This is a genomic window from Nonomuraea sp. NPDC003727 (assembly GCF_053586935.1).
On record NZ_JBSFNE010000002.1, the window covers coordinates 270,408 to 295,802 of the forward strand.

25 protein-coding genes are annotated in these 25,395 nt (G+C 71.3%); 12 read left to right on the forward strand and 13 right to left on the reverse strand.

What is annotated here, in order from left to right; genetic code table 11:
• Nucleotides 1-6: 6 nt before the first annotated feature.
• Together ACWDLG_RS06505 and ACWDLG_RS06510 are read right to left on the reverse strand one after the other, a co-directional pair.
• Nucleotides 7-708: a class I SAM-dependent methyltransferase gene (locus tag ACWDLG_RS06505; RefSeq protein ID WP_449916658.1), complete on the reverse strand. Its 702-nt coding sequence runs from the start codon at nt 706-708 to the stop codon at nt 7-9.
• Nucleotides 698-2,209, reverse strand: a complete 1,512-nt coding sequence (locus tag ACWDLG_RS06510; protein WP_449916660.1) for an alkaline phosphatase D family protein — start codon at nt 2,207-2,209, stop codon at nt 698-700. Before ACWDLG_RS06510 ends, ACWDLG_RS06505 begins: the two co-directional genes overlap by 11 nt.
• Nucleotides 2,210-2,409: 200 nt before the next feature.
• Here ACWDLG_RS06510 and ACWDLG_RS06515 point away from each other — a divergent pair, with 200 nt between their 5' ends.
• Both ACWDLG_RS06515 and ACWDLG_RS06520 read left to right on the forward strand, forming a co-directional pair.
• The gene (locus tag ACWDLG_RS06515) at nt 2,410-3,687 is read left to right on the forward strand and encodes a Glu/Leu/Phe/Val family dehydrogenase (RefSeq protein WP_449916662.1); all 1,278 of its coding nucleotides are present in this window, start codon (nt 2,410-2,412) and stop codon (nt 3,685-3,687) included.
• Nucleotides 3,688-3,746: 59 nt separating this feature from the next.
• Nucleotides 3,747-4,226: a cupin domain-containing protein gene (locus tag ACWDLG_RS06520; RefSeq protein ID WP_354906561.1), complete on the forward strand. Its 480-nt coding sequence runs from the start codon at nt 3,747-3,749 to the stop codon at nt 4,224-4,226.
• 11 nt (nt 4,227-4,237) lie between these two features.
• Here ACWDLG_RS06520 and ACWDLG_RS06525 read toward each other — a convergent pair whose 3' ends face one another.
• Nucleotides 4,238-4,609, reverse strand: coding sequence for a VOC family protein (locus ACWDLG_RS06525; RefSeq protein ID WP_354906562.1), 372 nt, complete (start codon nt 4,607-4,609; stop codon nt 4,238-4,240).
• Nucleotides 4,610-4,773: 164 nt separating this feature from the next.
• On the opposite strand from ACWDLG_RS06525, the gene ACWDLG_RS06530 reads away from it, so the two are divergent.
• Nucleotides 4,774-5,673, forward strand: a complete 900-nt coding sequence (locus tag ACWDLG_RS06530) for a trypsin-like serine peptidase (protein ID WP_449916666.1) — start codon at nt 4,774-4,776, stop codon at nt 5,671-5,673.
• 125 nt (nt 5,674-5,798) lie between these two features.
• Here ACWDLG_RS06530 and ACWDLG_RS06535 read toward each other — a convergent pair whose 3' ends face one another.
• From ACWDLG_RS06535 to ACWDLG_RS06545, 3 genes are read right to left on the reverse strand one after another with little or no spacing between them, the layout of a single operon-like run.
• Nucleotides 5,799-6,710, reverse strand: a complete 912-nt coding sequence (locus ACWDLG_RS06535) for a Gfo/Idh/MocA family protein (RefSeq protein ID WP_449916669.1) — start codon at nt 6,708-6,710, stop codon at nt 5,799-5,801.
• Nucleotides 6,711-6,754: 44 nt separating this feature from the next.
• Complete coding sequence (locus ACWDLG_RS06540; protein ID WP_449916672.1) at nt 6,755-7,666, reverse strand: NAD-dependent epimerase/dehydratase family protein; 912 nt, start codon at nt 7,664-7,666, stop codon at nt 6,755-6,757.
• Nucleotides 7,667-7,714: 48 nt separating this feature from the next.
• Nucleotides 7,715-8,065: a YrdB family protein gene (locus ACWDLG_RS06545; protein WP_354906566.1), complete on the reverse strand. Its 351-nt coding sequence runs from the start codon at nt 8,063-8,065 to the stop codon at nt 7,715-7,717.
• Nucleotides 8,066-8,178: 113 nt separating this feature from the next.
• On the opposite strand from ACWDLG_RS06545, the gene ACWDLG_RS06550 reads away from it, so the two are divergent.
• On the forward strand, nt 8,179-8,877 hold the full coding sequence (locus ACWDLG_RS06550) for a TetR/AcrR family transcriptional regulator (RefSeq protein ID WP_449916674.1): 699 nt from the start codon (nt 8,179-8,181) through the stop codon (nt 8,875-8,877).
• Nucleotides 8,878-8,951: 74 nt separating this feature from the next.
• On the opposite strand, the gene leuA is transcribed toward ACWDLG_RS06550, so the two are convergent.
• Complete coding sequence (leuA, locus tag ACWDLG_RS06555; protein ID WP_449916676.1) at nt 8,952-10,658, reverse strand: 2-isopropylmalate synthase; 1,707 nt, start codon at nt 10,656-10,658, stop codon at nt 8,952-8,954.
• Between the two features lie 153 nt (nt 10,659-10,811).
• Nucleotides 10,812-11,570 carry a dimethylargininase gene (gene ddaH / locus ACWDLG_RS06560; protein ID WP_449916679.1) on the reverse strand — a complete coding sequence of 253 codons (759 nt, stop codon included), beginning with the start codon at nt 11,568-11,570 and terminating at the stop codon, nt 10,812-10,814.
• A 38-nt stretch (nt 11,571-11,608) separates the two neighbouring features.
• Between ddaH and ACWDLG_RS06565 the strand changes: the two genes are divergently transcribed.
• The 5 genes from ACWDLG_RS06565 to ACWDLG_RS06585 all read left to right on the forward strand — a co-directional run bounded on the left by ACWDLG_RS06565 (nt 11,609) and on the right by ACWDLG_RS06585 (nt 16,441).
• On the forward strand, nt 11,609-11,854 hold the full coding sequence (locus ACWDLG_RS06565) for a DUF2630 family protein (protein WP_354906570.1): 246 nt from the start codon (nt 11,609-11,611) through the stop codon (nt 11,852-11,854).
• A 64-nt stretch (nt 11,855-11,918) separates the two neighbouring features.
• On the forward strand, nt 11,919-12,905 hold the full coding sequence (locus ACWDLG_RS06570; protein ID WP_449916682.1) for a GNAT family N-acetyltransferase: 987 nt from the start codon (nt 11,919-11,921) through the stop codon (nt 12,903-12,905).
• Between the two features lie 143 nt (nt 12,906-13,048).
• Nucleotides 13,049-14,362: an MFS transporter gene (locus ACWDLG_RS06575; protein ID WP_449916685.1), complete on the forward strand. Its 1,314-nt coding sequence runs from the start codon at nt 13,049-13,051 to the stop codon at nt 14,360-14,362.
• Nucleotides 14,363-14,438: 76 nt separating this feature from the next.
• A complete protein-coding gene (locus ACWDLG_RS06580; RefSeq protein ID WP_354906573.1) occupies nt 14,439-15,101 on the forward strand; it encodes a response regulator transcription factor in 663 nt (220 codons plus the stop codon).
• Nucleotides 15,098-16,441: a sensor histidine kinase gene (locus ACWDLG_RS06585; protein ID WP_449916689.1), complete on the forward strand. Its 1,344-nt coding sequence runs from the start codon at nt 15,098-15,100 to the stop codon at nt 16,439-16,441. Before ACWDLG_RS06580 ends, ACWDLG_RS06585 begins: the two co-directional genes overlap by 4 nt.
• Here the strand turns inward: ACWDLG_RS06585 and ACWDLG_RS06590 are convergent.
• The gene (locus tag ACWDLG_RS06590; RefSeq protein WP_449916692.1) at nt 16,420-17,343 is read right to left on the reverse strand and encodes a TAXI family TRAP transporter solute-binding subunit; all 924 of its coding nucleotides are present in this window, start codon (nt 17,341-17,343) and stop codon (nt 16,420-16,422) included. The two genes, ACWDLG_RS06585 and ACWDLG_RS06590, sit on opposite strands and share 22 nt — an antisense overlap.
• 184 nt (nt 17,344-17,527) lie before the next feature.
• Here ACWDLG_RS06590 and ACWDLG_RS06595 point away from each other — a divergent pair, with 184 nt between their 5' ends.
• Complete coding sequence (locus ACWDLG_RS06595; protein WP_449916695.1) at nt 17,528-19,057, forward strand: endonuclease/exonuclease/phosphatase family protein; 1,530 nt, start codon at nt 17,528-17,530, stop codon at nt 19,055-19,057.
• A 248-nt stretch (nt 19,058-19,305) separates the two neighbouring features.
• Here ACWDLG_RS06595 and ACWDLG_RS06600 read toward each other — a convergent pair whose 3' ends face one another.
• The gene (locus ACWDLG_RS06600) at nt 19,306-19,785 is read right to left on the reverse strand and encodes a MarR family winged helix-turn-helix transcriptional regulator (RefSeq protein WP_449916697.1); all 480 of its coding nucleotides are present in this window, start codon (nt 19,783-19,785) and stop codon (nt 19,306-19,308) included.
• A gap of 100 nt (nt 19,786-19,885) precedes the next feature.
• Between ACWDLG_RS06600 and ACWDLG_RS06605 the strand changes: the two genes are divergently transcribed.
• Complete coding sequence (locus ACWDLG_RS06605) at nt 19,886-21,109, forward strand: MFS transporter (protein WP_449916700.1); 1,224 nt, start codon at nt 19,886-19,888, stop codon at nt 21,107-21,109.
• Between the two features lie 178 nt (nt 21,110-21,287).
• On the opposite strand, the gene ACWDLG_RS06610 is transcribed toward ACWDLG_RS06605, so the two are convergent.
• Nucleotides 21,288-22,640, reverse strand: coding sequence for an erythromycin esterase family protein (locus tag ACWDLG_RS06610; RefSeq protein ID WP_449916703.1), 1,353 nt, complete (start codon nt 22,638-22,640; stop codon nt 21,288-21,290).
• 361 nt (nt 22,641-23,001) lie between these two features.
• Here ACWDLG_RS06610 and ACWDLG_RS06615 point away from each other — a divergent pair, with 361 nt between their 5' ends.
• On the forward strand, nt 23,002-23,460 hold the full coding sequence (locus tag ACWDLG_RS06615) for a hypothetical protein (protein WP_354906580.1): 459 nt from the start codon (nt 23,002-23,004) through the stop codon (nt 23,458-23,460).
• Nucleotides 23,461-23,995: 535 nt separating this feature from the next.
• Here ACWDLG_RS06615 and era read toward each other — a convergent pair.
• A complete protein-coding gene (gene era, locus ACWDLG_RS06620) occupies nt 23,996-24,898 on the reverse strand; it encodes a GTPase Era (protein WP_354906581.1) in 903 nt (300 codons plus the stop codon).
• Nucleotides 24,899-24,912: 14 nt separating this feature from the next.
• Nucleotides 24,913-25,395, reverse strand: coding sequence for an NUDIX domain-containing protein (locus ACWDLG_RS06625; RefSeq protein WP_449916706.1), 483 nt, complete (start codon nt 25,393-25,395; stop codon nt 24,913-24,915).

Sequence of the window (25,395 nt, forward strand, 5' to 3'; positions counted from 1 at the left end):
TTCCCCCTACTTTGCGAGCCTCCATGCCAGCAGCCCCTCGGGCGCCTCGTCGAGCACGAAGCCCGCCTCGGTCAGCTCGGCGCGCAGGGTGGCGGCGGAGGGCCGGTAGGTGACGCTCTCGACGACGTCCTCGCTGATGACGGCGTCCCCGTGGACGATCCGGTAGGTGAAGCTCGCCTCGATCTTCTCGCCCTCGACGGCGTGCGTCCGCCCCCAGATCTCGTATGTGTGCCTGCCCACCGGGTAGGCGGCCATCCGGGAGGGCTCGCCGGGCACCGGCATGCGCCGCTCGGCGAAGTTGAAGACCAGCCGGCCGCCGGGCACCAGCCGGCGGGCGAGGGTCTCCCACAGCTTCGGCCGGTCGTCGATCGCGTAGAGCACGGCGATCATCACGACCATGTCCACCGGCTCGTCGAGGTCGACGTCGAGCGCGCCGTACGGCAGGACGGTCACCCTCTCCAGCAGGCCGGGACGGGCCGCGAGCCTGGACAGCAGCACCGACCGCATGCCGAGAGAGGGCTCCAGGGCGAAGATCTCGCCGTCGGTGGCGTCGGCGATGACCTCGGTGATGAGGCCGGTGCCCGCGCCGATCTCCAGCACCGACCCGCGCACCAGCGGGGGAAGCTTCTCCCTCACCTCAGGCACGTGCCCGTCCTCGTGCCACAAGTCATAGAAGGGGACAGCCGGGGCGTACTGGTCAAAGGTCATGGACTGTTTCTAGCGGCTGCAGCGACTCGCCGTACCAGACAACGGTGATCCGCTCGCCGAACTCCAGCGCCGCCAGCGCGTTCTGGAACACCGGCCCCTTGGTCACCCGCCAGCGGAACGGCGGGCGCGGAAGGCGGGCGAGCGAGGCGAGCAGGCCGCCGATCAGCGTGGCGACGCCGAACTGGGTGAAGATGTTGGCCAGGCGCAGCGCCTTGCTCAGCGGGTTGCGGATGGGCGAGCAGACGATCTGGTAGATCGGCCCGGGCGCCTGCGCCAGGTACGAGTAGTGCACGTCGCCCGACAGGATCAGCACCGGCTCGCCGAGCTTGACCAGCAGCCGCGCGAGGTCGTCGAAGGAGCGGCGGAAGGCGGCCCAGTGCTCCAGGTCGAAGGTCTGCCGGAACCACTCCGACAGCCGCGCGACGGTCTTGCCCCACTTGCCGTCGCACAGCGCCTCGTTCCAGTTCTGGACGTAGTGGACGCCCTCGGGCAGCAGGAACGGGATCGACGAGCCGATGATCAGCCGTCCTCGCGTGCGCGCGATCTGGTCCCGCAGCCATTCCCACTCGCCGGGGTCGAGCATCCGCCGGTCGCCGGGCGTCAGCTGGCGCGCGCACCTGGTGTCGACCACGATCAGCCGGGAGTGTCCGAGGTCGCGGGCGTAGCTCCACCTGTTGCTGCTCGGTTCGGCGTCGGCCTTGGCGGCGAAGTCGTCGAGCACGGCGGCGCCCTCGCCCCGCTTCAGCGCGGCCAGCACCGGGTCGCCCGCGCGCTCGTCCGGCGACATGTTGCCCAGGTGCTGGTAGATCCAGTAGGCGCCGAGCCCGGCGACCACGCGCCGGTGCCACCAGGGGGTGTGCGCCATCGCGGCGCGCCAGTCCTGGGAGGTGTTCCAGTCGTCGCGCAGGTCGTGGTCGTCGAAGATCATGGCGGTGGGCACCGTCGACAGCAGCCACCGGATGTCGGGGTCGTCGGTCCACGCCTGGCGGTAGAGCGCGGCGTACTCCTCGAAGTCGGCGATCTCCTGGGCCGGCTCCTCGCCGGGACTCCTGCGCGAGGCGATGAGCTCCAGCACGGCCGGTGCGGGCTTGTCGGCGTAGACCTGGTCGCCGATCATCAGCAGCAGCTCGGGCAGCGGCCTGTCGCTGCGCGCGTAGGCGCGCAGCACGTCCACGCCGTGGGTGGCGGTGTGCGCCGCGTCGTGCGGCACGCTGGTACGGCAGGAGCCGAACATCACCCGCGAGGGCCCTTCGGGCGGCATGAGTTCGATCCGGCTGGGCCGGTCGATCGGCCACACCTGCTCGCCGTTCACCTCGACGGTGTACTCGCCCTGGAAGCCCTCCAGGTCGACGATCGCGTAGTGGTGGCCGTGGACGGTGAAGGTGGGGGTGTCCCACCGCCCGCACACCGTGACCACGCCGGGCTGGTCGGTCTCCACCCAGATGGCGGCGTGCGTGGAGTCGACGTAGCGGAGCATCGGACCGACGAGCAGATCAGCCATTCGTCCCCTCGATGTGACGTTTCGGCGCGGTTCTCGCCTCAAGACTGCCAGAGTGGCATGTTCCCCTCGCGTCGATCTCCAGCTTGGATCTTCAGTATGGGGATCAGCCACGGGTTACGCTGATCATCACAGAACCGCCCATGGGTAAAGCAATGGCGCTCTTCCCGCTTTGGGCGTACATAACAGGAGGAATCCTTCCCATGACCGTCATGGTGCCGTCAAGGACGCCGGCCCTGATCACACCCGGGCGACAAGCCCTCGACTCCGCTCTCCACCAGCTCGACCAGGCGGCCGAGCACCTCGGCCTCGACCAGGGCCTGCGCACGATGCTCGCCACGCCGCGCCGCTCGCTGACCGTCTCCGTCCCGGTCCGCCGCGAGGACGGCACGATGGACGTCGTGCAGGGCTTCCGCGTCCAGCACAACGTCTCGCGCGGCCCCGCCAAGGGCGGCATCCGCTTCCACCCGGCCACCGACATCCACGAGGTCACCGCGCTGGCCATGTGGATGACCTGGAAGTGCGCGCTGGTGGGCATCCCGTACGGCGGCGCCAAGGGCGGCGTGTGCGTGGACCCGACCGCGCTCACCACCAGGGAGCTCGAGCGGCTGACCCGCCGCTACGTCAACGAGATCCTCCCGCTCATCGGCCCCGAGAAGGACATCCCCGCCCCGGACGTCGGCACCGACGAGCAGACCATGGCCTGGATCATGGACACCTACAGCGTCAACGCCGGGTACTCGGTGCCGGGCGTCGTCACGGGCAAGCCGATGACGCTGGGCGGGTCGCTCGGCCGTGCCGGGGCCACCTCCAGGGGCGTGCAGATCGCGACGCTGTCCGCGCTGGGCCGCTCCCCCGAAGGGGTGAGCGTCGCCGTGCAGGGCTTCGGCAAGGTGGGCGCGCTGGCCGCGCAGTACCTGTCCGACGCGGGCGCCAAGGTGGTCGCGGTCTCCGACGTCACCGGGGCGGTCCACAACGCCGCCGGGCTCGACATCGCCGGCCTGCGCGCATGGGTGGCCGAGTCCGGCGGCGTCGCCGGCTACCGGCACGCCGACGCGATGGACCACGCCGCGCTGCTGGAGCTGAACGTGGACGTCCTGGTTCCCGCCGCGCTGGAGGGCGCGATCACCGCCGAGAACGCGCCGCGGGTCAAGGCCCGGCTCATCGTCGAGGGTGCCAACGGCCCGACCACGCCCGAGGCGGACGAGATCCTGGCGGCGCAGGGCACCACGATCGTCCCCGACATCCTGGCCAACGCCGGCGGCGTGATCGTGTCGTACCTGGAGTGGGTGCAGAACATGCAGGCCTACTCGTGGAGCGCCGACGACGTCGAGATCAGGCTCCGCGACCTCATGGAAGGCGCCTTCGGCGAGGTCAGGTCGGTGGCGGAGGCGCGCGGGATCACCCTGCGCCAGGCGGCCCACGTGATCGGCGTGGGCAGGGTCGCCGAGGCCCACCAGATGCGCGGTCTCTACCCCTGACGCGTGTCCGGGCGGCGCGGGTGAAGATCCGCGCCGCCCGGGTCCTTAGGATGCGCGCTATGACATATCCCGACCCGATCTACTTCGACGACAAGGGCGAGAACAGCGCCGTCCACCGTCCCGCCGGATCCGCGCCCGACCTGGTCTACCCGACCGGCAACACCGTCGACTACCTGGCCACCGGTGCCTCCACCGGCGGCCTGTTCGGCCTCTACCGCTGGAACATGGGGCCCACGCCGAGCGGCCCCGGACCGCACTTCCACAAGACGATCACCGAGTCCTTCTTCGTCCTCGAAGGCACGATCAGCATCTACAACGGTGACCGCTGGCTCGAGACGAAGCCGGGCGACTGGGTCCACGTGCCCGCGGGCGGCGTGCACGGCTTCCGCAACGAGTCGGGCGAGCCCGCCTCCATGCTGCTGCACTTCTCGCCCGGCGCGCCTCGCGAGGGCTACTTCGAGGGCCTGCTCGACGTCGCCACCATGAGCGACGAGGAGAAGGCCGAGTTCTACCTCCGCCACGACAACTACTGGCTCTGAGCGGTTCAGGCTTACGCGTAGGGGGCGGTGATGACCTCCATGCGGTGGCCGTCGGGGTCGTCGAAGTAGACGCCGCGGCCGCCGTACAGGTGGTTGATCATCCCCGCCTTCGCGTGCCCTGGATCGGCCCAGAAGTCCAGGCCGCGCGCCTGGATGCGCCCGAAGATCTCGTCGAACTCGGCCTCGCTGACGATGAAGCAGTAGTGGTTCGGCCGGACGTCGGCCGAGTCCATGTAGTCGAGGGTGACGCCGTTGGCGGTCTCGACGGGCACGAACGGGCCCCACTGCGGGCCCGCCTTCAGTCCCAGGATCTCCGCGATGAAGGCGGCGGAGGCGTGCTTGTCCCTGCTCGGCACGATGGTGTGGTTCAGGTCGACAGCCATGACACCACCGCACCATTGTTCACCGCCCCTGGCAATTCCGGCACGCGCCGACACGTACACAGTCGCCAAGCCGGCCCACGACCCCGGCCCGCGACATGGCCCGCGACCGGGCCCATGACCTGGCAGAACGCCACCCTGCCCGATAGAGTGCGCAAGATCAAAACTTGGGGGGACGGGTGCTCAGGCTCGTGGTGGCGGCGGGGTTGCTCCTGCCGGTGGGCGCAGGTCCCACCGTGGACGCGCGCGACTCTGCCGGCGGGAGCGGCGCGGCGGTTCCCGCGATGTCAGCGCTGTCGGTGCCGGACCGGCGGGTTCTCACGCCGGGAGGCGACCGGCTCGGGCACGTGCCCGTGGCGCGGCCGTACACGGGCAGGTACCGGCTGGCGGGGCTGCTGGTGAGCCACGACCCCGTCAGCCGCAGGGAGCTGACCTGCGGCGCGGTCGTGCTCCGGTCGCACAGCCGCAGCCTGGTGCTGACCGCGGCCCACTGCCTGTACGGCGACGGCCACCGCTTCGACCGGATCGTCTTCATGCCCGCCTACAACCGCGACGGCTCGGGCCGTCCGGCGCTCGGCGTCTGGCCCGCCGTGCGCTTCTGGGTGCCCAAGCGATGGCGGGCCAGGCCGTACTCCACCGCCCAGCTGCCCTACGACGTCGGCGTGGTTGGCGTCGCCGCCGGGAACCGGCAACTGGAGGAGATCACCGGGCCGGGGCTGCGGCCGCGCCTCACCCGCAGGGGCGACTCGCTGTCGCACCTCGAACTGCTCGGCTACCCGATCGGCGGCTCCTACTCCGGCAGCGACCTCCACCGTTGCGTCGGCGACGCCGTCGAGGGCGGCGCGGCCGGGCCCGGGGTGCTGGTCACGCACAACTGCCACGCCGCGCCCGGCGACAGCGGAGGGCCCGCCGTGCTCGGCCGTGCGGTGGCCGGCGTGGTCTCCTCCTCCAGCCCGTTGCGGGACGCCGCCGGGTTCACGGTGATGACGCGGCTGACCCCGAGACCGTTCGGCAGGCTCCTCGCCGCCGCCGACCGCGCCATGGCCCCCCGGACGTTCACCCGCTGACAAGCCCCGCCTCGGACCGTCCCTCGGCCCCGCCGACCATCCATCTGCCGCCCCGAACCATCCATCGGCCCCGCCGGCCTTCGCCCGCCGAGGTGCCCGCTCCCCGCGGATCGTCCGCAGGTCCCTCAGGCGACGAGGGCCGCCTCGCGGTCGCAGGCGGCGACGATCTCCTCGCAGACCTCGTGCGTGACCAGCGCGTCCTGCGCGCTCAGCACCTCGCCCGCCCGCACCGCGGCGAGGAAGGCCATGCCGGCCTGCTCGACCCCGCGCTGCCGCGACACCGGCACCCAGTCGGGCCGCCGCACCAGCGTCTCCCCCGCGGGGCCGTGGTCGACGACGTCGCCCAGGTTCACCACGCGGCGCTTCACGCCCTCGCCCAGCACCTCCAGGCTCTCCTCCGAGGCCGCGCCGACCCTGTTCATGACGCCGTGCGCCATGAAGCCCTCGCCCGCCAGCTCCAGCACCAGGTGCTCGACCAGCCCGTCACGCATCCTGGTACGGATGCGTGTCTCCGTCACGGGCCCGGGAGCGAGGAAGCGGAGCGTGTCGACCACGTGGATGAAGTCGTCGAACACCGCCCTTCTCGGCGTGTCCGGCAGGGCGGGACGGTTCTTCTGCATGAGGACCAGATGGCGCGACAGGTCGAGCATGCCCGCGTAGCCGGGGGCGTAGCGGCGGTTGAAGCCCACCATGAGGGAGACGCGCCGGTCGGCGGCCAGCCGTACCAGGTGGCGGGTCTCGTCGAGGGTGTAGGCGACGGGCTTGTCCACGTAGACGTGCACCCCCGCCCTCAGCAGCGGCTCCACGATCGCCGGGTGGGCCTCGGTGGCCGCGTGCACGAACGCGGCGTCGACACCCGCCTCGACCACCTCCTCGACCGAGGTGGACCGCTCGGCCACGCGGTGCGCGGCGCCGAGCCGGCGCAGGGTCCGCTCGTTGCGGGTGCACAGGTGCAGGTCGAGGTCGGGCTGGGCGGCCAGCACGGGGAGGTAGGCCTTCTCCGCGATGTCACCCAGGCCGATCATGGCAATCTTCATGCACCGAGCGTAGTGCGCCCGCTTCGCGCCCGCCCGCTGCCCTCTCACACGCCCAGCGTCGCGCGGAGGGCGTCGTCGATCGGGGTGGGCTTGATCCCGAAGGTGTCGGTGAAGGCCGACGAGTCGATCTCGAACGGCGCCACGAACTGGTAGCGCGTGTGCCGCAGCTCGCCGATCAGCGGGTTGACCAGCCCGATCGCCCGCACCAGCGGCCACGGCAGCCGGCTCATCCGCGGCGCGGGCAGTCCCAGGACGGCCGCCATCCGGTCGCCGATCTCCCTGAACGTCAGCGGCTCGCTCGTCGGCACGTGCCAGGCCCTGCCCCAGGCCCGTTCGTCCGCGGCCGCGACGACGAGCGCCTCGGCCACGTCCGGCAGGTACGTCCAGCTGTGCGGAACGTCGGCCGGCCACACGAGCGGGATCGTCCTGCCCGCCCTGAGCGGCTTGATGAAGCGGTCACCCAGGAAGGACTGGTCCGTCGCCCCGGGTCCGAAGTAGTCGGACCCGCGCACCTCGGCCACCCTGACCCTGCCCGCCTCGTGCGCGGCCAGCATGTCGGCCCACATCGCGGCCCGCACCTGGGCCTTCGGGCTGTCGGAGGCCGGCGGCAGGTCCTCGGTCATCGGCCCCTGAACCGGGCCGTAGCTGTAGAGGTTGCCCAGCGCCACCAGCACCGCGCCGCTCTGCTCGGCCGCCGCCAGGAAGGACGCGGCCATCGGCGGCCAGTCGGTGAGCCAGCGGTGGTACGGCGGGTTGACGCAGTTGTAGACGGCGTCGGCACCCCTGGCGATCTCGACCAGCGCGGCGCTGTCGGCCACGTCGGCGGCCACTTTCCTGACTCCTTCGGGACCGCTGCCCGAGCGGGTGACGACCACGACCTCGTGGCCCTGCGCGATCAGCTTGCGAGCCACGTGCCGGCCGACCTGACCCGCGCCCACGACGACATGCTTACCCATGATCAACCTACCTTCAGAAGAGACGCGTACGAGTGTGGCCTGATCTCACTACTGGTGCCACAGCAGGCGGAGGACCCCGTTGACGACGAAGGCCGCACCCAGGACGACCGCCGGGGTGAGCGCCCCGGCAGCGTAGAGCGCGAGCGCCCCGCCGCCGAACCAGGCGACCTCGAACAGCCCGCGCGCGATCCCCGTGAGGGGGTAGGTGGCGTTGGCGCCACCGCCCGCCGCGAACAGGCCCCACAGCACGCCGAACAGGACAGGCGCGCCGAGGCCCAGCAGCAACCGCAGGGCCCAGGAGGATCCGGCGGTGAAGCCCCAGTAGCCGACCGCGCCGATGACGCCGAGCTCCAGGAAGAACATCAGAGCCAGGTTGGCTCCCTTGGCGATGGCGAGCATGCGAACCTCTTCGTGAGCGCCGTTCATTGACGAGAGCAATGCTCTCCCAAGAGAGCGGAAGAGTCAAGAGCAGTGCTCTCGTTTTTTGGCGGCGCTCTGGTAGCGTGCTTCGCATGACGACCGCAAGCCGTACCGCCAGAGAACGCGTCCGCGCGGAGCTGATCAGGGAGATCACCGACATCGCCCGCCGGCACCTGTCCACCGACGGCGCCGCGGGCCTGTCGTTGCGGGCCGTGGCGCGGGAGATGGGGATGGTCTCCTCGGCCATCTACCGCTATTTCCCGACGAAGGACGATCTGCTGACGGCGCTGATCATCGACGCCTACAACGCGGTCGGCGCGGCCGTCGAGCAGGCCGACGCCGGGTGCGCCCGGGACGACTTCCTCGGGCGCTGGCTGGCGATGTGCCGGGCGATCAGGGCGTGGGCGCTGGCGCACCCCCACGAGTACGCGCTGATCCACGGCACGCCGGTGCCCGGCTACCAGGCCCCGGCCGACACCGTCGATCCCGCGGCGCGTGACGGGATCATGTTCGCGAAAGTGCTGTCGGACGCCCACGCGGCGGGGGCGATCCAGGTGCCCGCCGACACGCCGGCCCCGGAGGAGTTCGCCGGCGACGCCGCCGCGCTCCGGGAGGCGATCTTCGTGGGGCTGCCGGACGAGGTGATCCTGCGCGGCATCCACGCCTGGACGTGGGTCTACGGGTCGGTCAGCTTCGAGCTGTTCGGCATGTACAACAGCGTCGTGACCGCGCCGGCGGCCACGTTCGAGCACGGCGCCCGCTCGATCGCGCACTACCTGGGCCTTCGCTGAAACGCGAGGCCCGGCCGGCCATGACGCCGACCGGGGGTACGGCGAGGCGTGCCGTACCCCCGGGGTGAGTCACGTCAGCGGGAGGCCCGGTTCACCGCCGAGATGATCGCCTTGAGCGAGGCCGTCGTGGTGTTGCCGTCGATGCCGGCTCCCCACAGCACCTGGCCGTTGACGTCGCACTCCAGGTACGAGGCGGCCTTGGCGTCGCTGCCGGCGCTCATCGCGTGCTCCACGTAGTCGAGCACGCGCACCTCGAACCCGAGCGCCGAGATCGCGTCGATGAACGCCGAGATGGGCCCGTTGCCGGTGCCCTCGACCTCACGGATCTCCCCGTCGATGCGCACGTCGGCGCTGATGCGGTCCTTCTCGTCGACGGTGGACTCGTGGCGGTGCGCCATCAGGCTGAGACGGCCCCAGCGGTTGGCCGGGTTCGGCAGGTACTCGTCGGTGAAGATGTCGAACATCTGGGCCGGCGAGATCTCGCCGCCCTCCTCGTCGGTGCGGGCCTGCACGACCTTGGAGAACTCGATCTGCAGCCGGCGCGGCAGGTCGAGCTGGTGGTCGGCCTTCATGATGTAGGCGACCCCGCCCTTGCCGGACTGGCTGTTGACCCTGATGACCGCCTCGTAGCTGCGGCCGATGTCCTTGGGGTCGATCGGCAGGTACGGCACCGCCCACCGGAAGGAGTCGACCGGCACCCCTGCGGCGGCCGCGTCGGCGGCCAGGTGCTCGAAGCCCTTCTTGATGGCGTCCTGGTGGGAGCCGGAGAAGGCGGTGTAGACCAGCTCGCCGCCCCACGGGTGGCGCGGGTGCACGGGCAGCTGGTTGCAGTACTCGGTGACCCGGCGGATCTCGTCGATGTCACTGAAGTCGATCTCGGGGTCGACGCCCTGCGAGAACAGGTTCATGCCCAGGGTGACCAGGCAGACGTTGCCGGTGCGCTCACCGTTGCCGAACAGGCAGCCCTCGATGCGGTCGGCTCCGGCCATGTAGCCCAGCTCGGCGGCGGCCACGGCGGTGCCGCGGTCGTTGTGCGGGTGCAGCGACAGGATGACGGAGTCGCGGTAGGCCAGGTTGCGGTGCATCCACTCGATCTGGTCGGCGTAGACGTTCGGGGTCGCCATCTCGACCGTCGCCGGCAGGTTGATGATCACCTTGCGGTCGGGGGTGGGCTGCCACACGTCGTTGACCGCGTTGCACACCTCGACCGCGTACTCCAGCTCGGTGCCGGTGAACGACTCCGGGGAGTACTGGTAGTGGACGTCCACGTCGGAGGCCTCGGCCAGCTTGCGCACCAGCTTGGCGCCCTCGACGGCGATCGCGGTGATGCCCTCCCTGTCCATGCCGAACACCACCCGCCGCTGCAGCGTGGAGGTGGAGTTGTACAGGTGGACGATGGCCTGCTTGGCGCCCCTGATGGCCTCGAAGGTCCGCTCGATCAGCTCCGGCCTGGCCTGCGTCAGCACCTGGATCACCACGTCGTCGGGGACGCGGCCCTCGTCGATGATCTGCCGGACGAAGTCGAAGTCGGTCTGCGAGGCGGACGGGAAGCCAACCTCGATCTCCTTGTAGCCCATCCGCACCAGCAGCTCGAACATCTTGAGCTTGCGGTGGGAGTCCATCGGGTCGATCAGCGCCTGGTTGCCGTCGCGCAGGTCGACGGCGCACCAGCGGGGCGCCTTGGTGATGACCCGGTCGGGCCAGGTGCGGTCGGGCAGCCGGATGGGCTCGAACGGCTGGTATCGCTGGAAGGGCATGGAACTGGGCTGCTGAGCGGTCATGTCATGATCCTCGTCGGTCGGAAGGAAACGGCCGACGCGCATGACTCGCTCCGCGACGAGGGAGCCGGCCTTCTAGAGGCCCCCGCCGCGGCGGCTAAGAAGCAGTCCACGCAACACGTCAAGCACGCTACCAGACGCTCAGGAACGCTTGTGTCAAGGTCTCGCATCGCGAGACACGAGCACGGACAGACAGGTCACGCAGCCTTCGAGCTTCTCGAACTCGGAGATGTCCACCTGGACCACCTCGAGCCCGCGCTTCTCGAGCGACGCGGCGGTGGCGGGCGCGGAGGCGGCCATCAGCACGCGGTCGCCGCCCAGCAGGACCAGGTGGGATCCGGCCTCCTCCTCGGGCACGAGCAGCCCGGGCAGATCGACGTGCCCGGGAACGCCGATGAGGGTCCCGTCGGGCAGCGCGGTGACGGCCGACTTCAGGTGCAGCACGCCGCGCATCTCGACGGGCACGACCTCCCGCTCGGGCAGGTGCGCGGCGAGCTGGGCGATGCCCTCGTCGTTGGTCCTGGCCGACCTGCCGACGTAGATCCGCGAGCCGACCTGCAGGACGTCGCCGCCGTCCAGGGTGCCGGGCCCCTCGATGCGCCTGATCTCCAGGTCCAGCGCCTGGACGGCCGCCGCCACCGTCTCCACCTCCGGCCGCCGCTCGGGCGCTCCGGGCCTGGTGAGCACGGCGGTGCCGGCGCTGACCACGACCGCGTCCTCGACGAAGACCCCGTCGGGAAGGTCGTCGGCCCGCTCGACGTGGCGGATCTCCCAGCCGTTGGCGCCGAGCGCCTCGACGTAGCGCTCGTGCTGGCGCGCCGCGAGGTCGGCGTCGACCGGCTCGCGCTCGATGTTGGTGACGATGCCCTCGGCCAGATGGGGGCCAGGCGTTCTGACCAGCGCAATACCCGACATGGGATGATTTCTACCACGCGGTGGTTAGAGTCTGATCCATGCAGGACAACGAGATTCTCAGCAGGATCAACGCCCTCGTGACCGAGGAGCACGAGCTGCGCGGCCGGCTCGCCTCCGGCGAGGTCACCACCGACGAGGAGAACGCCCGCGTCAAGGAGCTGGAGGCGGCGCTCGACCAGTGCTGGGATCTGCTGCGCCAGCGCAGGGCCCGCCGCGGCGTGGGCGATGACCCCGACTACGCCGCCCCCCGCCCGGCCGACGAGGTGGAGAACTACCAGCAGTGACCTGCGCCGCTCCCGGCCGGTAATTCGCTGGCGGTCCGCCGCGCTGGTGGGGTTGCCTGGCCTCATGGACATCCGGCGCATCGACCTCGACCCGCCCGGCGACCTGCTGACCGGGCTGCACGCGGCGTTCCTCGCCGCCGACGCCGACCATCCGGGACCGCGCATGTCGCTGCCCGGCTACACCGCCATGGTGTCACGCGGCTTCCCCGGCGACGTGATGGAGGCGTGGGCGGTGGTCGAGGACGGCAGGGTCGTGGCCGGCTACGGCCTGGGCCTGCCGATGACCGACAACACCCACCTGGGCGTGGTGCGCAGCCTCGTGGTGGTCCCCGAGCGCCGTCGCCGCGGCCTCGGCACCGCCCTGGTCGCCCACGCCGCCGGCCGGGCCCGTACGGCGGGCCGCCGCATGCTGCTGACCGAGGCCCCGGCGAAGGGCCCGGCCGACGGCTTCGCCCGCGCGACCGGCTTCACCCCGTCACTCGGGGAGGCGCGCAGGGCGCTCGACCTGCGCGCGGCCGACTGGGCCCGCGTCGAACGCATGCTGGCCGACGCCGAGCCGTACGCCGCCGGCTACCGTCTCGAGCGCTGGGCGGGCACGGCCGCGCCCGAGCTGCACGCGGACCTGGCGTTGCTGATGGAGGGCATGAACGACGCGCCCCACGGCGACGACGTCGAGGGCATGCGGTGGGACGCCGGGCGCATCGAGGCGATCGAGGCGACGAACGCCGAGTTCATGCAGCAGACCTACTCCATGATCGCCAGAAGGGCCGCCGACGGGGCCGTGGCCGGCTACACCCGCATCTACGTCGACCGCGCCGAGCCGGACGGCTGGGGCCGCCAGGCCGACACCGTGGTGCTGGGCGAGCACCGGGGGCACCGCCTCGGGCTGGTGCTGAAACTGGCCAACCTGCTGTGGTTCCGCGAGATGGAGCCGGACGTCGACCGCATCATCACGTGGAACGCCACCTCCAACGCGCACATGCTCGCGATCAACGAGGCGATGGGATTCGAGCTGGTCGACGAGTGGACCGAGTGGCAGCGGGAGGTCTGACGGCGCCAGGCCGAATAATTCATCCTACCTTCGGGTGATTTCCGTTGTGTTAAGCGGAGGTTAGATAAACCGTCATCCCCCTGGACGGAACAACCCTCTGTGGAGAGCCTACGACCTGCAACGACTCTCGCAGGAGGTCCCCCTTGACGACACACGCAGCCGCGCGCACCCCATGGAAGGCGGTGCTCGGCGGATCGGTTGGAAACCTGGTCGAGTGGTACGACTGGTTCGTCTACAGCAGTTTCGCCGTCTACTTCGCGAGCTCGTTCTTCCCGAAGGGCGACGCCACCGCCCAGCTGCTCAACACCGCCGGCATCTTCGCCGTCGGCTTCTTCATGCGGCCGATCGGCGGATGGCTGCTCGGCCGCTACGCCGACAGGAAGGGCCGCAAGGCAGCCCTCACCCTGACCGTCACGCTGATGTCGGCCAGCGCCCTGCTGATCGCCATCGCACCCACCTACGCCGCGGCCGGGTACTTCGGCGCGGCCGTCCTGCTGGTGGCTCGCCTCCTGCAGGGCATCTCGGTCGGCGGTGAGTACGCCGCCAGCGCCACCTACCTCACCGAGGCCACGCCGCCCGGCAAGCGCGGCTTCGCCTCGAGCTTCCAGTACGTCTCGATGACCGCGGGCCAGATCGTGGGCCTCGGCCTGCAGATCATCCTGCAGAACACGATGACCGAGGAGGCGCTGAAGTCGTGGGGCTGGCGCATCCCGTTCATCATCGGCGCGCTGGCCGCCGCCGTGGTGTTCTACCTGCGCCGCAACCTCATGGAGACCGAGGTCTACGACGAGCAGGAGAAGGGGGTCGAGCGCGAGCGCGGCACGCTGCGTCAGCTCTTCGCCCACAAGCGCGAGTTCCTGCTGGTCATCGCCCTCACCATGGGCGGCACGGTCGCGTACTACACCTACACGACCTACCTGACCAAGTACCTGTCCAACACCGCGGGCCTGGAGAAGACGACGGCGACGCTGGTCAGCTTCTGCGCGCTGTTCATCTTCATGTGCCTGCAGCCGCTGGCCGGCGCGCTGTCGGACCGGATCGGCCGCCGCCCGCTGCTGATCACCTTCGGTTTCGGCTCGATGCTGGGCACCGTCCCGCTCATGACCGCCCTGTCGGGTGTCAGCGGCTTCGGGGGCGCGCTGGTCCTCTCGCTGACCGGTCTGATCATCATCACCGGCTACACCTCGATCAACGCGGTGGTGAAGGCGGAACTGTTCCCGACGAACGTGCGGGCGCTCGGCGTGGCGCTGCCGTACGCGATCGCCAACGCGCTGTTCGGCGGCACGGCCGAGTACGTGGCGCTGTGGTTCAAGGACTCGGGCATCGAGTCCGGCTTCTACTGGTACGTCTCGGCCTGCGCCGCCGTCTCGCTGATCGTCTACTTCACGATGCGCGAGACCCGCGACGCGGCCCTGTCCTCCAGCGAGAAGGCCGAGCCGCAGCTGGCCCGCGTGTAGGACGCGCGGACGCGTGCGGCAGGCCGCCGCGAACCCGTGGTCCCCATCACGCGTTTGTTGTCACTACGCTCCTCACATGCGAGTTCTCCTGGTCGAAGACGACGACCGGCTCGCGGCCGCCCTGACCACGGCCCTGTCGCGACACGGTCACCAGATCGTGCGCGCGGGGCTGGCGGTCGACGCCCTCCGCCTGGCGGGGGGCGTCGACTTCGTCCTGCTCGACCTCGGCCTGCCCGACATGGACGGGCTGGAGGCGCTGCGCCGCGTCCGCCGGGTGTCCGCGGTGCCCGTCATCGTGGTCACCGCCCGCACTGAGGAGCGTGAGATCCTGCGCGGTCTGCGCTCCGGTGCCGACGACTACCTGGTCAAGCCGTTCCGTACGGCCGAGCTCATGGCCCGCATGGAAGCCGTCGTGCGCCGCGGCACCCGCCCCATGCCGGCCAGGGACCACGTGGTCATGGCCGGCGACGTGCGGATCGACCTGGAGACCCGCCAGGTGAGCGTCGCCGGCGAGCCGGTCACGCTGACCAGGCGGGAGTTCGACGTCCTCGCGCTGCTGGCCAGGGAGCCCGGCGTGGTGCGCAGCCGCGAGGAGATCCTCGACGAGGTGTGGGGCGACCCGCTCCTGTCGGCCTCCCGCTCGCTCGACGTCCACGTCGCGGGCCTGCGGTCGAAGACCGGCCGTCCCGGCCTGGTCGAGACGCTGCGCGGCACGGGCTACCGGCTGGGAGGGCAGTGAGACACCGGCTGGTCGTCACCTTCACCACGCTCATCGTGCTGATGATCGCGGCGCTGGCCGTACCCCTGGGGATGGCCTACGCCTCGCACCGCACCAACCGGCTGCTGCTCGACCGCCGCGCCGACGCCACCCGCTTCGCCGAGCTGGCCGACCAGGCCGCGCGCGAGAACGACAGGACGGCGCTGACGGCCGAGGTCATCCGCTACGCCGACCTGTACGGCGCCGCCGTCGTGGTCAAGGGCCGGGACGGCACGACCCTCGTCCAGGCCGGCGACATGCGCGCCGACACGGGCGCCGCGATCCGCCTGGCGCTGTCCGGGCAGACGACCGAGGACCTGCCGACGATCAGCCCGTTCGGGCCGGGCCACGTGCTCATCGCCGAACCCGCCGGCCGCGACGCGCAGCTGTCGGGCGTGGTGCTGCTGCAGGCGCCCACGACACAGGCGCGGGCGGACGTCTCCCTGGTGTGGGCGGGCCTCGCGCTGGGGGCGCTGGTGGCGCTCGGCTACTCGGTGCTGGCCGCCAGAGGGCTGGCCAGGTGGATCCTGCGGCCGGTCACCGAGCTCGACCGCACCACGCAGGCGATCGCCGAGGGCCACCTCGACGCGCGCGCCCATCCGGGTGTGGGGCCGACCGAGCTGCGGCGGCTGGAGGAACGGTTCAACGCGATGGCCGACGCGGTCTCCACGACGCTCGACCGGCAGCGGGCGTTCGTGGCCGACGCCTCCCACGAGCTGCGCACCCCGCTCACCGTGCTGTCGCTGCGCCTGGAGAACCTGGAGCCGCACCTGAAGTCCGAGGGCACGTCGGAGTTCGAGGAGGCGCTGGCCGAGGTCGACCGGCTGGCGGGCCTGGTGGAGGACCTGCTGGCGCTGGCCAGGGTCGAAGCGGGCGCGGTGGCCCAGCAGCTCGACTCGCTCACCCCGCTCGCCCCCCGGCTGGCGGGCTGGCGCGAGGTCTACACCGCGAAGGACCTCACCCTCGAGGTCGACCTCGAGCCTGACGCGACGGTGCCCGAGGCGGCCGCGCGGGTGGCCGACATCGCGCTGGACAACGCCCAGAAGTTCGTCCCGCCCGGCGGCACCGTCACCGTCACCCTGGCCGGCGGCGTGCTGCGGATCGCCGACGACGGCCCCGGCCTTCCTGAGGAGGAACGGGTGCAGGCCCTCGGCAGGTTCTGGCGGGCGGGCACGCACGCCAACGTGCCCGGCAGCGGGCTGGGGCTGGCCATCGCGGCCGAGCTGGCGAGGGCCTGCGGGGCGACGCTGGCGCTGGAGGCCAACCGGCCGCGGGGGCTGGTGGTGGAGCTGCGGCCGGCTCAGCCGTACACGGACCTGTAGTAGCGGGCCGCGCCCTCGTGCAGCGGCACGGCGCCGGTGCCGATCGCGTAGCGCCTGTCGAGCCGCCCGCCGGGCGCGTCGGGGGCTTCGAGCCGGTCGCGGCTGGCGAAGAGCGTCTCGGTGACGGCGAAGGCGACGTCGGCGCCGAGCCCGGCCCTGCACACCAGGTAGCTGGGGGTGCCGATGGTGGGCACCGGGGCCGGCTGGCCGTACTCGCCCGCCGGGACGATCGCGCTCTCGTAGAGCGGGCCGTACTGCCTGCGCAGCGGCCCGACCAGCCAGTCGAGGGGCAGCAGCCGGACCGGGAGGTCGCCGGCGGCCAGGGCCGGGGTGGGCACGCCGCCCGACCAGAAGAAGGCGTCGACGGCGCCGACGGCCAGCGCCCTGAGCGACTCGTCCAGGCCGAGCCTGGAGGTGCGGGCGCGTTCCTTGAGCGCGGCCTTCGCCAGCACGCGCTCGGCGGTGAACGCGGTGCCCGAGCCCTCCGCGCCGGTCGAGACCGCGCGGCCCGCCAGGTCCTGGATCCTGGTGACGGGCGAGTCCTCGCGGACCACCAGATGGACGTAGTTCATGTACATCCTGGCCAGCGCGAAGACGGGAGCGTGGCGCACCCGCACCGCCTCGTCGGCGCTGTCGGCCAGCGACAGGCCGAGGTCGGCTCTGCCGTCGGCGAGCATGGTGAGATTCTCGATGCTGGCGGCCGTCTTCAGCACGGTGACGCCGAAGCCGCGCCGCCCCAGCTCGGCGGCGAACCTGTCACCCAGCGCCTCGTACGGTCCCCCGGCGGGGCCGGTGGCGAAGCGCAGGCCGGCCACCTCGTCGCGGTCCGCCGAACAGCCCGCCGGCCAGCCGACCGCCAGTCCCGCCGCGACGGCGAGGAAGGCACGGCGGGTGACGGACATGCCCCCAAGGTATCCGGTCATGAGGCCGGCGGGCTCCGGACGCCCTTTGCGTTCCCGTGGCGCAGGGAGATCCTCCTAGGACGGCTTGTTCAGACAAGCTGTGCGCACTTGTCCAGCTAGTAGAAACGACGACTGGTCAATCTGTGTACATCTGGGCTTTACTCGCGTCATGGATGCTTCCTCCATGCGCAGGACTCTCTCCATCGCGGCCGCCCTCCTCGCCGCCGCCACCCTCACCGCCGCCGCCCCCGACGGCACCCTCACCCCCGTCTCCGCCTCGGTGAAGGCCGGCGACCCCGTCCAGCTCCGCTACTCCACCCCCGCACCCGACCCCAAGAACTGGATCGGCCTCTACAGCGACCCCGGCAACGGCCCCGTCGACCAGAAGTACGTCGGCGCCTCGCTGAAGTGGGTCTACATCCCGCAGGGCAGCGGCACCGCCAGCCTCGACACCGACGGCCTCGAACCCGGCAGCTACGTCGCCTACGCGCTGGCCAAGGACGGCTACCAGTGGCTAGCCGCCCCCGCCAAACTGAAGATCGTGAGCAACGAGGCTCTGCGCTTCGTCACCGGGACGATCCCGCTGCGCAACGCCCGCGCCAAGAGCCCCTACACCGCGACCGTGCGCGGCCTGGTCAGGGGCCAGGTCACCGGCTTCCGCAAGGTCAGCGGGCCCGAGTGGCTCGACGTCGCCCAGGACGGCACCATCACCGGCACCCCGCCCGCCGCCGCCTCGGCCAAGACCGTCACCGCCACCGTCGAGGCCGTCAACGACGGAGGCGAGAGCGCCACCGCCCAGGTCAGCGTGGACGTCAGGCCGCCCGGCGCGCCTCTCGTGCCCGAGCTGAAGGCGCTCAGCTGGAACCTCTGGCACGGCGGCAGCCAGGTGCGCGGCGGCCGGGAGAAGCAGCTGAAGTTCCTGCTCGACCACGACATCGACGTGGTGGGCGTGCAGGAGAGCTCGGGCACCTCCGCCAAGGACCTGGGCGAGGCGCTCGGCTGGGACCACTACCAGGCCGGTCCCGACGTCGGCTTCGTCAGCCGCTACCCGATCACCTCGCGCGGGCCGCTGCCCCAGCAGTCAGGGCTGCCCGCCGCCAATGTGAAGATCAAGGTCGACGACCGGCGTGGCACCGAGATGGCGCTGTGGAACGTCCACCTCGGCTACACCCCCTACGGGCCCTACGACGCCTGCTTCGGCAAGTACCCGGTCGAGCGGCTGATGGCCAGGGAGGCGGAGTCCGGCCGTACCAGGCAGATCGAGGGCGTCATCAAGGCGATGGAGGGCGACCTGGCCGCCTCGGAGCGCACCCCCGTGCTGCTCATGGGCGACTTCAACGCCCCCTCCCACCTCGACTGGACGCCCGAGGCGAACAAGTGCGGCTACGACGCGGTGGCGTGGCCCACCTCCGTCGTTCCCGAGCGGGCCGGGCTGAAGGACTCCTTCCGCGTCGCCAACCCCGACCCCGTCGCCGAGCCGGGCATCACCTGGTCGCCGATCTACACCACCTTCACCGGCGGCTACGGGCACGACTCCCACAAGGGCGAGCCGGAGCCGAAGGACCGCATCGACTTCATCCACTACAAGGGCGACCTGCGGGTCCAGAGCTCGGCCGCGGTCGTCGAGGGCGACCCGGCGCCGATTCCCGGTCACCGCGACAACCTCTGGACCTCTGACCACGCGGCGGTGCTGACGGTGTTCGGGGTCGAGTAGCCCGAACCGGGTCCGGCACGGTCGCGGGACGATCGGGAGCCCGCGCCTCTACGGCCCGACCCCGCGGCTTACCCCACACGAGCAGGAACGCCTGCTCATCCATGCCGCCGGGTCGCGCGCGGCAGGCGGGCCGGCAGGTGCCGGCCCGCCACGACGTCATGGACGGCACGCCGGGACAGCACGGCCGCCCCGACGGCGGGTGAGGTTGAACCCCGGCGGGGAGGGGCGCCCCGCCATCCCGTGTCGCGTCAGGCCCCCGGGCGCGCCTCGGCGGGCGCGGGAACCTGGGGCCGGGTGGAGTCGAGCGCGCGCAACGCCGCCACCAGGGGAGCCAGCTCCGGTTGCCGGTCGGCCTCGGCCAGCGCCTCGGCCAGCGCCGCGTCGTTGGTCGGCTGCGCCTTGGCCAGCAGGTCCAGCCCTGCGGGGGTGACGTCGGTGTAGATGCCCCGCCGGTCTGTCGCGCACAGGTAGCGCGACAGCAGCCCGCGGTCCTCGAGCCTGGTGACGAGTCTCGTCGTGGCGCTCTGGCTGAGCCCGATCGCGTCGGCGAGCTGGTTCATCATCAGGTGCCCGCCCTCGCCCGGGTGCTGCGCGCTGAGCAGCACCAGCGCGGAGTACTCCCGCACGCTGAGGTCGTGCGCGGTCTGCAGAGCGCGCTCGATGTGCGCGTCGATCCTGTTGTGCAGCGCGGACAGCGTGCACCAGCTGTGTGCCCGAAGGTTCGGCATGACTTCAGGTTACCTCCTCGTGCAATAGTCGGCGCTTGCATATATCCCGCGCATGCAATTATTGTGGACGCGTTCCATTCTTCTAGTCGAGGGATCTGTCATGCCCATCGCACTCCTGGCCCTGGCCATCGGCGCCTTCGGGATCGGGACGACCGAGTTCGTCATCATGGGGTTGCTGCCCCAGGTCGCCGCGGAGTACGGCGTCTCCATCCCCACGGCCGGATACCTGGCTTCGGGATACGCCATGGGAGTCCTCATCGGCGCGCCGATCATGACGATCCTGGGCACCCGCGTCCCCCGGAAGACCATGCTCACCGCCCTCATGGTCATCTTCGTGGTGGGCAACCTGCTCTCGGCGGTCGCGCCCGCCTTCGGCCTCATGCTCGCCGGCCGGATCGTCACCTCCCTGGCACACGGCGCCTTCTTCGGCATCGGGTCGGTGGTGGCCGCCAACCTCGTCGCCCCGCAGAAGCGGGCCAGCGCGATCGCGCTGATGTTCACCGGGCTCACCCTCGCCAACGTCGTCGGCGTCCCGCTCGGCACCTGGCTCGGCCAGCAGACCAGCTGGCGCCTCACGTTCGCCGCCGTGGCCGCCCTCGGCGTGCTCGCGGTGATCGGCGTCGCCACGCTCGTGCCCGCCGACGAGGCACCCACCGCCGCCAACAAGCGCATACACGGCGGGAAGGGACTGCTCCGCCGCGAGCTGGCCGCCTTCGGCGACGTGCAGGTACTGCTGGCCATGGCGATGACCGTCCTCGGCTTCGGCGGCGTCTTCGCCGCGATCACCTACATCGCGCCGATGATGACCGAGGCCGCGGGCTTCGCCGAGTCCGGAGTCACCTGGATGCTGGTGCTGCTCGGCATCGGCATGGTGATCGGCAACCTGATCGGCGGACGCCTGGCCGACCGCGCGCTGATGCCGCTCCTGTACGGCTCGCTCGCCGCCGTCGCGGTCGTGCTCGCGCTGTTCACCGTCGCCGCCTACTCCCAGCTCGCCTCGGCGGTCGCCGTCGTCCTGATCGGCCTGCTCGGCTTCGCCACGGTGCCGCCGCTGCAGAAGCGGGTGCTCGACCTGGCCTCGGGCGCGCCGACGCTCGCCTCCGCCGTCAACGTCGGCGCCTTCAACCTGGGCAACGCGCTGGCCGCGTGGCTGGGCGGTCTGGTCATCTCCGGCGGCTTCGGCATCACCGCCCCGAACTGGGTGGGCGCGCTGATGGCCGGCTCGGCGCTCGTGCTGGCCCTTGTCTCGGGACTGCTGGACCGCAGGCAGGCCAGGCGCCCGGCCCGCGCCACCGCCGAGGTCGCCGCGGCGGAGCGGGTCTGACCAGGATTCACCTGGTGAAGGTGACACCGTCCGCACGGACCTGCCACCCCGTGACGGCCCAGGACCCGGGATCGCCGCCGACCCTGGGCCCTCACACGTCCCGGACCGCCACGCGCCCCGGACCGTCGTCACACGCCCCGGGCCGTCACGGCCCGGGGCCGTCATACCTCCCGGGCCGTCACGGCTTCCGTTGGTCGGCCTCCCGTACGTCGTGGAGGTGGATCAGGACGTCGAAGGAGCGGGCGAGCGCGAGGTCGGCGAGCGGGTAGGGGTACTGCGTGCCGATGTTGCGCGTGGGCCGGACGACCTCCAGCCAGGTGCGCGCCGCGGCCGGGGCGGTACGGATGTCGAGGTAGTAGTCCTGGTGACGGACCTTATCGAGGGTGTACTCGTTCGTGCCGGGCCCGGCCGCGCCCACGGTGAACTTCTTCCAGTCGCCGCCGAGAGCGGCGTCCTTCGACAGGAAGGAGCCCCGGTCGAAGGTGAACCCGATGGGAAGGTACTTCTGGCCCAGCTTGTCCCGCAGGAACGACCCTTGCGTCTTGGGATACAGCGCGGGCTGGCCGGCCACGTAGCCGACGTGGTCGTTCTGCGCCGACAGCAGCATCTTGTCGCCGGTGCGCCGCTGCCACCAGGCGGTGTTGTCGGCCATCACCTGGTCGCGGTAGCGCTGCGCGACGGGAAGCCAGGCCTTGTCGGTGAGGTCGAAGGCGAGGAACGTGGCCGTCTGGGAGATGGACCGGGCGTTCTGGACCGTGAGCTCGAACTCGTCCTCGTCCGTGCCCTTCAGATTGCTGACCAGGTTCAGGGCCTGCCGTGCCTTGGCGGCGAGCCGCTGCCGTTCCGCGAGCGGCTTGCCCAGGTAGGCGAACACGTCGTCGATCGGGCGCAGACCGGCGTAGAGGTCCGTGACGTGCGGCAGCGACTCCGGGTGGGTCCGCCGCACGTAGCCGGTCACGCGCTCGAAGAAGTCGTCGCTCAGTGTGGGTGCGCCGATGTCGTTGCCGATGAAGTGGACCGTGCGGCCGGGGTGTCGGCGGTTGTGGTCCCGCATCCACTCGATGAGGCTCACGAACTCCTCCCTGTCCCACGGCGAGTTGGCCAGCGCCGCTGTCGCGATCTCGCGTGCGTCGCCCTTGCCGGTCTGGAGGTAGTCGTCGATCTGAAGTCCCGAGGACCAGCCCAGTTCCAGGGCGAAGGTGGTGAAGCCCTTCTCCTCGACGAGGTAGCGGAAGACCCGCTCCTTCATGGCGAAGAACTCGTGCGAACCGTGGGTCGCCTCGCCGAGGCCGACCACCTTGGCGTCGCCGATCATCGCTCCCAGCGCTCGCAGGTCGGCCGTCTTGCTCCCCGGCTCGGTCGAGCGCAGCGGGTGCGCCGCCCGCTCCAGCGCGCGGACCGGGTCCTGCTGCCCGCCGGTCGTGCCGGCCGAGGCCGCCTGGGCCGCCACGGGGGCGAGGACCGCTCCCATCGCGATCACCGCCGTCGCCCGCAACCCCCACCGGCCGATGCGCCTTCGGTCCCTGGCCATGCCTTACCCCTTACCGTTTACCTAGCGTCCTGCCACGTGAGACCGATCAGGCCTCACGGTGAAATCGATACGCCGACGAGAGTATGGCCGCGCGATCGCGCCCCCCATGACGCTGACCAGCATCTTCGCGGTACGGCGAGCAGGCGCGTCAGGGTGGGGCCGGCACTACCCGGAGGCCGCCACGAGCCGGCCCGGCGGCTGTGCTGACCTCATCGCGCGACCGGCCCAACCGCCCCCGGAGCGATCGGTAGGACGTCGCCCTCGGGACGGCGGGCGCGGGCAGGGCAGGAGTCGCGGGGTCATGGGCGGCCATGGCGTTGACAGCATCGGCCTCGCGGGCGTCGCGGCGTATCGTGAGGGCGTGGCCGACACTCTCGCACGCCCCAGCAAGCGCGGCGTCGCCGCCGCCGTCGTCCTCGCGGGGCTGCTCCTCGCCCTGTCAGCGCTGCTCCCGTGGGCGGGCATCGACGCCAGACTGGACGTGCTGGGGGCCGGCATCAGCCAGGAGATGCGCGGCGTCGACGACCCGTTCGGCGTCTACACGCTGGTCGCGGGCCTGGCCGCCGCCGCGTTCGGGCTGGCGGGCCTGCTGCGCGGCCGCCTGCTGACGGCGCTCGCCGCGCTGCCGGGGACGGCCGCGGCCGTGCTGCTGGTGGTGTACGTGGCCGACCCGCGCGGCATCGGCGACCGGGTGTCGGTGGATCTCGGGGTGCTGTCGATCGAGCCGGGCCTGCGGCCGGGCTGGTACGCCGCGCTGGCCGCCGCGCTCGCCGTCACCGCGCTCGCCCTCCTCGCCCTCCCCCGCCCTCGCCAGCGCTGACCGACCCGCTCCCCGCCCTCACCCACGCTGACCGACCCGTCCCCCCGCCTCGCCCGCGATGACCAACCCGATCCGCGCCGTCACTCACGCTGACCGACCCGACCCCCATCCCGTACGGCAAGCCGGGTCAAGCCCCCCGTGGTCACCGCTGACCGCCCGTCCATCACGCGTACTCCAGCAGGACTTCGGCGCGGCCGCGCAACGTCCACCCAGCAGGGAAACGGCACGCCGGGGTTTGCCACCCAGGAGCCCGACGGGGCGCCGTGACGGCGGGAACCGGAGTCCTGCCCGGTGAGCGCCCGCGACAGACGGCACCCCGCACGAACGGAGGCGCTGGGGCCGGCTTGCCGTAAACGAACGGCCCCGAACGCCACAAACGGACGACCCCGAAGCACCCACTCGAACGGGACGACCACCGACGGTCTGGACAAGACGCCCCGCGGACGCTCCCAACCGCACGGCCCACGGACGGCAGCGGAACGATCTGCCCGCACGAGACGTCGATCCCGGGACGGTTCGGGTGGAGGCGCGGGGATCAGTCGTAGAAGCCCAGGCGGCGCAGTTGTTTCGGGTCGCGCTGCCAGTCCTTGGCGACGCTGATGCGCAGGTCGAGGTAGACGCGGGTGCCGAGCAGCGCCTCGATCTGCTTGCGGGCCTTGGTGCCGACCTCGCGCAGCCGCTCGCCCTTGTGCCCGATGACGATCGCCTTCTGCGACGGACGTTCGACGAACATGTGCGCGTAGATGTCGAGCAGGTCGTCGCGCCCCTCTCGGGGCAGCATCTCGTCGACCACGACCGCGATCGAGTGGGGCAGCTCGTCGCGCACCCCTTCGAGCGCCGCCTCCCTGATCAGCTCGCCCACCAGCACCTGCTCGGGCTCGTCGGTGAGTTGCCCGCCCTCATACAGCGGCGGCGACTCGGGCAGCTCGGAGATGAGCACGTCGGCCAGCGCGTCGAGGTTGTCACCGCGGTTGGCCGACACCGGCACGACGTGCGCGAACTCGGCCAGCTGGGACACGGCCAGCAGTTGTTCGGCGATCTGCTCCCTGGACGCCAGGTCGCACTTGGTGACCACGGCGACGACGGGTGTGCGCTTGACCGCGCCCAGCTTCTCGGCGATGAAGCGGTCGCCCTTGCCGATCGGCTCGTTGGCGGGCACGCAGAAGCCGATGACGTCGACCTCGGTCAGGGTGGACAGCACCAGGCTGTCGAGCCGCTCGCCGAGCAGCGTGCGCGGGCGGTGCAGGCCCGGCGTGTCGACGATGATCAGCTGGGCGTCGGGGCGGTGCACGATGCCCCTGATGACGCGCCTGGTCGTCTGCGGCTTGGAGGAGGTGATCGCCACTTTGGTGCCGACCAGCGCGTTCATCAGCGTGGACTTGCCGACGTTGGGGCGGCCGACGAAGCAGGCGAACCCGGCGCGATGGTTACTGGTCACCTATGAATTCTCGCCTATGCCGACCAGCGCTCTCGCCACCAGGCGAAAGCCTGGGGCAGGACCCGCGGCGCCCAGGCGGGCATCGGCAGGCTCGTGAGCTCGCTCTCGGCGGCGAAGCGGGCGTCGGTGATCTCGTCGCCGTCGGGCGTGATCGTGCCGCCGACGATCGCGCAGCCGTAGACGGCGTTGACGTAGGCGACCTGGTGGCCGTTGGGGTAGGTGGTGCGGAACTCGGGCCCGCCGAACACCCCGATCAGCCCCCGCACCTCGATGTCGACGGCGAGTTCCTCGCGCAGCTCGCGCACCACGGTGTGCTCGGGACGCTCGTCGGGGTCGATGCCGCCGCCCGGCGGCGCCCAGCTGCCCTGCTCGCCGGTGTGGCGGGCCACCAGCAGCCGTCCTTCGTCGTCGAAGACGCAGCCGGTGGCCGCGGGCAGCATCAGCAGGCTGTTGCCGACCTGCTTGCGCAGGTCGGCGAGGAACGGCGACATGGCCAT